This window comes from Mesorhizobium sp. M7A.F.Ca.MR.362.00.0.0, assembly GCF_004023175.1.
In the GTDB taxonomy this organism is placed as follows: Bacteria; Pseudomonadota; Alphaproteobacteria; order Rhizobiales; family Rhizobiaceae; genus Mesorhizobium.
The window spans coordinates 19,644-24,671 of sequence record NZ_RZTF01000054.1; the positions used below are offsets into that span (position 1 = coordinate 19,644).

Annotated in this window: 10 protein-coding genes; 4 read left to right on the forward strand and 6 right to left on the reverse strand. The window is 63.8% G+C overall.

Features of this window, described 5'->3' with window-relative positions:
• The 3 genes from EOC06_RS10315 to EOC06_RS10325 form a co-directional block, all read right to left on the reverse strand.
• Positions 1-401, reverse strand: a 401-nt coding sequence (locus EOC06_RS10315; protein WP_164898532.1) for a GFA family protein, incomplete at its 3' end; no start/stop codon positions are given.
• Positions 402-572: 171 nt separating this feature from the next.
• A complete protein-coding gene (locus EOC06_RS10320; RefSeq protein ID WP_023813816.1) occupies positions 573-752 on the reverse strand; it encodes a DUF3606 domain-containing protein in 180 nt (59 codons plus the stop codon).
• Positions 753-1,254: 502 nt separating this feature from the next.
• The gene (locus tag EOC06_RS10325) at positions 1,255-1,434 is read right to left on the reverse strand and encodes a hypothetical protein (protein WP_164898530.1); all 180 of its coding nucleotides are present in this window, start codon (positions 1,432-1,434) and stop codon (positions 1,255-1,257) included.
• Positions 1,435-1,621: 187 nt separating this feature from the next.
• On the opposite strand from EOC06_RS10325, the gene EOC06_RS10330 reads away from it, so the two are divergent.
• Entirely contained in the window at positions 1,622-2,050 is a 429-nt protein-coding gene (locus EOC06_RS10330; protein WP_127321670.1) for a DoxX family protein, read from the forward strand.
• 41 nt (positions 2,051-2,091) lie between these two features.
• Here the strand turns inward: EOC06_RS10330 and EOC06_RS10335 are convergent, their stop codons facing one another.
• The 3 genes from EOC06_RS10335 to EOC06_RS42145 form a co-directional block, all read right to left on the reverse strand.
• Positions 2,092-2,397, reverse strand: coding sequence for a hypothetical protein (locus EOC06_RS10335; protein ID WP_127321671.1), 306 nt, complete (start codon positions 2,395-2,397; stop codon positions 2,092-2,094).
• A 73-nt stretch (positions 2,398-2,470) separates the two neighbouring features.
• Positions 2,471-2,740, reverse strand: coding sequence for a hypothetical protein (locus EOC06_RS10340; RefSeq protein WP_127331692.1), 270 nt, complete (start codon positions 2,738-2,740; stop codon positions 2,471-2,473).
• 447 nt (positions 2,741-3,187) lie between these two features.
• Positions 3,188-3,361, reverse strand: a complete 174-nt coding sequence (locus EOC06_RS42145) for a hypothetical protein (protein WP_245463675.1) — start codon at positions 3,359-3,361, stop codon at positions 3,188-3,190.
• Positions 3,362-3,540: 179 nt separating this feature from the next.
• On the opposite strand from EOC06_RS42145, the gene EOC06_RS10350 reads away from it, so the two are divergent.
• Genes EOC06_RS10350 through EOC06_RS10360 form a run of 3 tightly spaced genes read left to right on the forward strand, consistent with a single transcriptional unit; the run spans position 3,541 to position 4,988 of the window.
• Positions 3,541-3,954 carry a hypothetical protein gene (locus EOC06_RS10350; RefSeq protein ID WP_128307681.1) on the forward strand — a complete coding sequence of 138 codons (414 nt, stop codon included), beginning with the start codon at positions 3,541-3,543 and terminating at the stop codon, positions 3,952-3,954.
• Positions 3,947-4,372 carry a hypothetical protein gene (locus tag EOC06_RS10355; protein WP_245469455.1) on the forward strand — a complete coding sequence of 142 codons (426 nt, stop codon included), beginning with the start codon at positions 3,947-3,949 and terminating at the stop codon, positions 4,370-4,372. Before EOC06_RS10350 ends, EOC06_RS10355 begins: the two co-directional genes overlap by 8 nt.
• Positions 4,293-4,988, forward strand: a complete 696-nt coding sequence (locus EOC06_RS10360) for a terminase family protein (RefSeq protein WP_245469457.1) — start codon at positions 4,293-4,295, stop codon at positions 4,986-4,988. The genes EOC06_RS10355 and EOC06_RS10360 overlap by 80 nt, the downstream gene beginning before the upstream one ends.
• Positions 4,989-5,028 lie beyond the last annotated feature (40 nt).

Below are 5,028 nucleotides of genomic sequence, written 5' to 3' on the forward strand. Positions count from 1 at the left end.
GCTTCGGCGCTGTGCTGCGCTGGGCGGTCATGCTCGAACTGTTCGGTGCCGGGCAGAGCGTGCAGCCAGGTCTCGCGCCTGGAGGTCCACAATTCATATTCGGGCACGAGATCGGTCGGCGCGATGTCGAGGCTGCCGATCGCCACCTCGGCCTCGTTGTCGTCGACCCAGGCGACGCGGCCGCCGCATGTCGGGCAAAAGCTGCGCGTGCCATAGGAGCTGATGAGGCCGGTGGTCTCGAAGGCCTCGCGCGGCCAGATGGCAAAGGCCGAATAGACCGAACCGCCGGCCTTGCGGCAATCCTTGCAGTGGCACAGGCCAACGCGCAATGGCGGGCCGTGAACCTCGAACTGCACGCCGCCGCACAGGCAGCTGCCGGTCCTGCGTATGGTGTCGGACATGGCGACCTCCCTCAATGCGTGGCGCTGCGGGCCGGGTGGGACAGATGCTCGTCTGCCGTTTCGTTGGCCAGGATGAGAAACCGGGAAAAAGACATCCTGTTCACCGTACCACCAGGCCCGGTTGACACGGCCCGCAGCATCTTCAACGCCGCCCAGGCGAAATGGTTTCGGCTAGCCGCGGGCCGCCATATGGGCGTCGAGCTTCTTGCGCGAGGGGCCGTAGCGCTTGATGATGGTCTGTGCCTCGCTTGGCGGGATGCCGTATTTGCGGGCAAAGGCGGCAACCTCGTAGGGCTCTTCGCTCGAGACCTGCTTGCGGTCCTGTTTCGTCTTCGACTTGTCGTCAGCCATCTCAGGCCTCGCTTTCTGTTGTCGGGGACGCGCAGCCTTCGGCGCCCGCGATCAACACGACATAACACAGATTGGCGCCGCCGGTTCCACCAGACGACACGGCCTGGGCTGCGATAGGCCTGTATCAGGCCGAGGGCTGCATGGGGTCGGCGGCGGCAGCGTGGTCGCCGTCACATTCGGAGCATGCCGCGCTGAGGCCGGGGCAGCCGCGCCGGTGCGTGCCGGCGGGGCAGCAATGGCCGTTGGAACTCGTCCAGCGGGGGCATTCGAAGACCTGGCCAGCGCCGCCGCAGCCGCTGCACTCCAGCGGTGCCGACCGCTCGCCATGAGATGTCGCCCCAAACCTGACGCTCGTGCGCAAATTTCAGCCCACCCAAAATCCCTGCACCGACACACCGGTGCATTAGCCCCGACTAACGATATCACGTCCGTGATTACCAACAAGTTTCAACATCGCTATGCGCCGGAAAGCCGTCCGGGCCGGCGTGTCGTCAGGCCGGCTTCAGCCGCATCGCGGCGAGATACATGAGCGCCGAGCGGCCTGCCCGCGGTCCCAGCCGGCGGCCTCGACCTTGCGGAGCAGGGCGTCGAGATGCGGAACCAGGATATCCCTGCATTCCTGTTCGTAGGCGGTGCTCGTCGCCGGATGCCGCGGTGCGCCGATGGTCAATGCCTTGGCCATGTCCGATTCCCCCTTGGAGCGAGCAATAATATGCCGTCAGCCGGCAAACCGAAAATCGCTCTTGCCGTACGGTGTGACGCTTCGAAACCCCTCTGCGATCCTGTCGAGAAAAATTGGCCTGATGTGTCGGACCTGGCGCCGGTCGCGCGTCCTAGGAGCGATCAACCTGCAAAGCTGGAGAACGAGCATGTCGTCGCAAATCACTCAATCACCGTGGCAGACCGCGGCCCTTGTCGTCGCCCGGCTGATCTTCGCCGGCGTCTTCCTGATGGCCGTGACCTTCAAGTTCATGGGCATGGACGCCACCGCCGGCTATATCGCCGCTGCCGGCTTCCCATTTCCGCTGTTCCTGGCCTGGTGCGCGGCGATCCTGGAAGTCGCGCTGGTGCTGTGCTTCCTGACCGGCGCCTTCTTCTCGCAGGCAGCCCTGGTCGCCGCCGCCTATGTGCTGTTCCTCGGCTTCGCCTTTCACGGACCCAGCCACTGGGCCGACAACCAGGCCGAGTTCGGCTTCTTCGTCGACCATTTTTCGTTCCTGGCCGGACTGCTGTTTGCGGCCGTACATGGACCGGGCAAGGTGCTTTCGCTCAATTCGGGATGGCCGGGCAGGGCTTGAGGCGTGGGCAGCGGGCCACCGCGGACGCCCGCCGGCCCCGCTCACAGCTGGTCGTTGTAGGGTTCCTTTATCTTGCCGACCATGCGGGCCAGCTTCGAAAAAGACGGCATCTCCGCCTCCGGCTGGCACTGGTTGGCGAGTTCCAGCAGCCGGATCGGAAAGTTGACGGCGTCGCGGCTTGACGCGGACATGCCTTCGGACCGCTCCTGGTTGGTCTCGCCGGCCTCGGTCTTGCGCAAGGCCAGGTTGATCTCCTCCGCCGTCAGCACCCCCTTTTGAACCAGGAGGCGGTTGATCGAGGCGACGGCCATCAGCAGGCCTTCGAGTTGCAGGTTGGCGACATTCATGGCGATTGCTCCCGTGGCTGGGGTTGAAACGCGCGAGCGGCATTTCCGCTCCAGAAAGGCTGCGGGCGAACGCCTATTCCTGCGTCAGCCGTTCGCCATATTCGCGCCACAGCGCCTTGACCTCCAGGTTGCCGAGGCTGCCGATCGAAACATCCCCACAGCTGATGGCGACGGCGCCGATGTCGTATTGGGGGTAGGCGTTGGCGACGAAACGGATGGCTTCGCCCAGCGAACGCACGCGGATGACTGGATCGGCCTGACCCTGGCCGGTGCTGCGCACCCCGGAAACCGTGGCCGGTGCATGCCGCATCCTGAACACGGATGCCATGGCTGGTCTGTCCATCGTCCTCTCCCACAAGGCCGTGCGACGGGAATTATTCCATGAGCTTCGACGAATGATTTCACACCTGCCGGCTTATGACCAGCCGCCGGCAAAAGCAGGGTTTAACGCGCTTTGCCAGCGTCGGTCAGGCCGGAGTTGCGATCGATTTAGGAATTTTTTCTCAGAAACCGGTTGACGGGGTGAGTGCAGCTATGCTACATTTTTCCCCATGGTGCTGAGTTGCGCCAACGACCCCCCGCCGAGGCGGGTTTTTTGTTTCTGGCTTTGTGCTGCCGTATTTTGCGAGACGTTTCTCGTCGTCAGTCGAAGGTTGAAATTGGCATTCGCTTGACGACCCGAAAGGTCGGCTCCTTGGACGACAAAACGTCTAGGCATGTCCAGCCGGTCACGAAGCGATAATGTGTTGCCGGGTGCTGCGCGAACTTCCACGTCTCGGATTGCATTGTCTCAAAGGTGGCGCCTTCGACCCGATAGGCGAAGATGGGGAATGTTACCTTCCCTGGGCGTGTTCTCGTGCTCGGTGCTCAGCGGCATTTCGTCGAGGATGCGGATGATCACCTGATTGGTGAACAGAACACGCAAGACATGGTGTTCGTCGCCGGGGATTATGAAGTCAGCCACGACCGCGTCATCTGTCCAGCGCAATTCGCGCAGGTCGCTTTGGACGCAATCTATCTCGGGGGTCACTCTGATCGGATGGTATCGAGGCAATCGGACTCGCCCTCTATCTAGGCCATCAGCCACCGCGACGCCGCCGCCTTTGATTGAACCAAATTACACCAGTCTTCAAGAGGCTCACGATGTACCGCTACGCCACGATCATCACCGATGCTGACGGCCAGGAAATCGTCAGCGCCGTTGGCCAGTTCGAGGGCGCGGCATCGCTGCCACGCCTGGGGTGTGCCGAGCAGGTCGCGCCCGGCGTAAAGATCGGCATGGTGCGGGATGCGGTCGGCGGCTTTTGTTTTCCGCAGACCGGCATTGCCGGACCCCTTGTCGGTCTCGTCATGGCGCGGCTCAAGGCGCGGGCCGGTGTGGCAAAGCCTGTCGGTGCGACGAAGCCCGCCCAGGCGACAGGGCCGAAGCGCGCCAAGAAGGCAAAGAGGAAAACGGTTCGCTCGAAGAAGCGAGCTAGCCGGCCCCGACCGGCGGCGCCCAAGGCCGAAATGGTTTCCGCTGCCGATGCCAGCGCCATGGACCAGGTCCATGGCTGACAAAACCGCAACCGAGCCAACGCGCCGCAAGCCGGCGAGACGCAGGTCCGCCGCCAAACCGGCCGCGACACACAAGCCGCGCCGCAAGCGCGCCAGGAAAACACTGGGCGACGATTTCCTGGCCGCCGTGCGCGCCGATTTCCGCACACATGGCGCCGGCGTCATCGCCGAGGTGCGGGCCGACAAGCCGGACCAGTATCTGAAGATCGTGCTGTCGGTGCTGCCCAAGGATTTCGATGCCACGATCAACCAAATGGACGGCCTGAGCGATGACGAAATCCGCAGCCGCATCCGCGCCCTCGAGGCCGTCGTCAAACCGTTCCTCGAAGAACCCGGCGATGTCCGTGAAGACGGAATATCTGGCGCTGATGGCCGAACTGGACAGACGGCGCCGGACCAATCATTTGGCGGCCTATAGACCGTATCGACGCCAGGCCGAGTTTCACGCAGCGGGCGCCCAGAACCGCGAGCGCCTGTTCATGGCCGGCAACCAGCTCGGCAAGACCAGGGCAGGGGGCGCCGAATGGGCCATGCATCTGACCGGCCGTTATCCCCAGTGGTGGAAAGGCAAGGTGTTTGACAGTGCTGTCAGGCTGTGGGCGGCCGGCGTCACCGGCGAAGGCACGCGTGACAATCCGCAGCGCGTGCTGGTCGGCCCGCCGCAGCAGCAGGCGGCCTGGGGCACCGGCATGATCCCGGCCGACGCCATCGTGCAGACCTTCATGGGCCGCGGCGCACCGGGCGCGCTCGACAGCGTCGTGGTGCGCTGGGGTGGCGGTGGCGACGTGCAGGCCGACGAGTCGGTGCTGTCGTTCAAGAGCTTCGAGAAGGGCCGCGAGAAATGGCAGGGCGAGACTTTACACGGCGTCTGGTTCGACGAGGAACCGCCGCTCGATATCTATTCCGAAGGCTTGACCCGCACCAATGCGACGGGTGGGATTACGATCGTCACGTTCACGCCACTGCTGGGGATGTCGGATGTGGTGCTGCTGTTTTTGTCGGCGGGAGAGATTGAGGGGATGGCGAAGGGGTGATGCGCCTGACTTGCCTTCTCCCCTTGTGGGAGAAGGTGTC

Coding starts and splice junctions, on each gene's coding strand:
- EOC06_RS10350 (WP_128307681.1), top strand. CDS start 3,541: ATGTACCGCTACGCCACGATCATCACCGATGCTGACGGCCAGGAAATC.
- EOC06_RS10355 (WP_245469455.1), top strand. CDS start 3,947: ATGGCTGACAAAACCGCAACCGAGCCAACGCGCCGCAAGCCGGCGAGA.
- EOC06_RS10340 (WP_127331692.1), bottom strand. CDS start 2,740: ATGGACAGACCAGCCATGGCATCCGTGTTCAGGATGCGGCATGCACCG.
- EOC06_RS10320 (WP_023813816.1), bottom strand. CDS start 752: ATGGCTGACGACAAGTCGAAGACGAAACAGGACCGCAAGCAGGTCTCG.
- EOC06_RS10325 (WP_164898530.1), bottom strand. CDS start 1,434: ATGGCCAAGGCATTGACCATCGGCGCACCGCGGCATCCGGCGACGAGC.
- EOC06_RS10360 (WP_245469457.1), top strand. CDS start 4,293: ATGTCCGTGAAGACGGAATATCTGGCGCTGATGGCCGAACTGGACAGA.
- EOC06_RS10330 (WP_127321670.1), top strand. CDS start 1,622: ATGTCGTCGCAAATCACTCAATCACCGTGGCAGACCGCGGCCCTTGTC.
- EOC06_RS10335 (WP_127321671.1), bottom strand. CDS start 2,397: ATGAATGTCGCCAACCTGCAACTCGAAGGCCTGCTGATGGCCGTCGCC.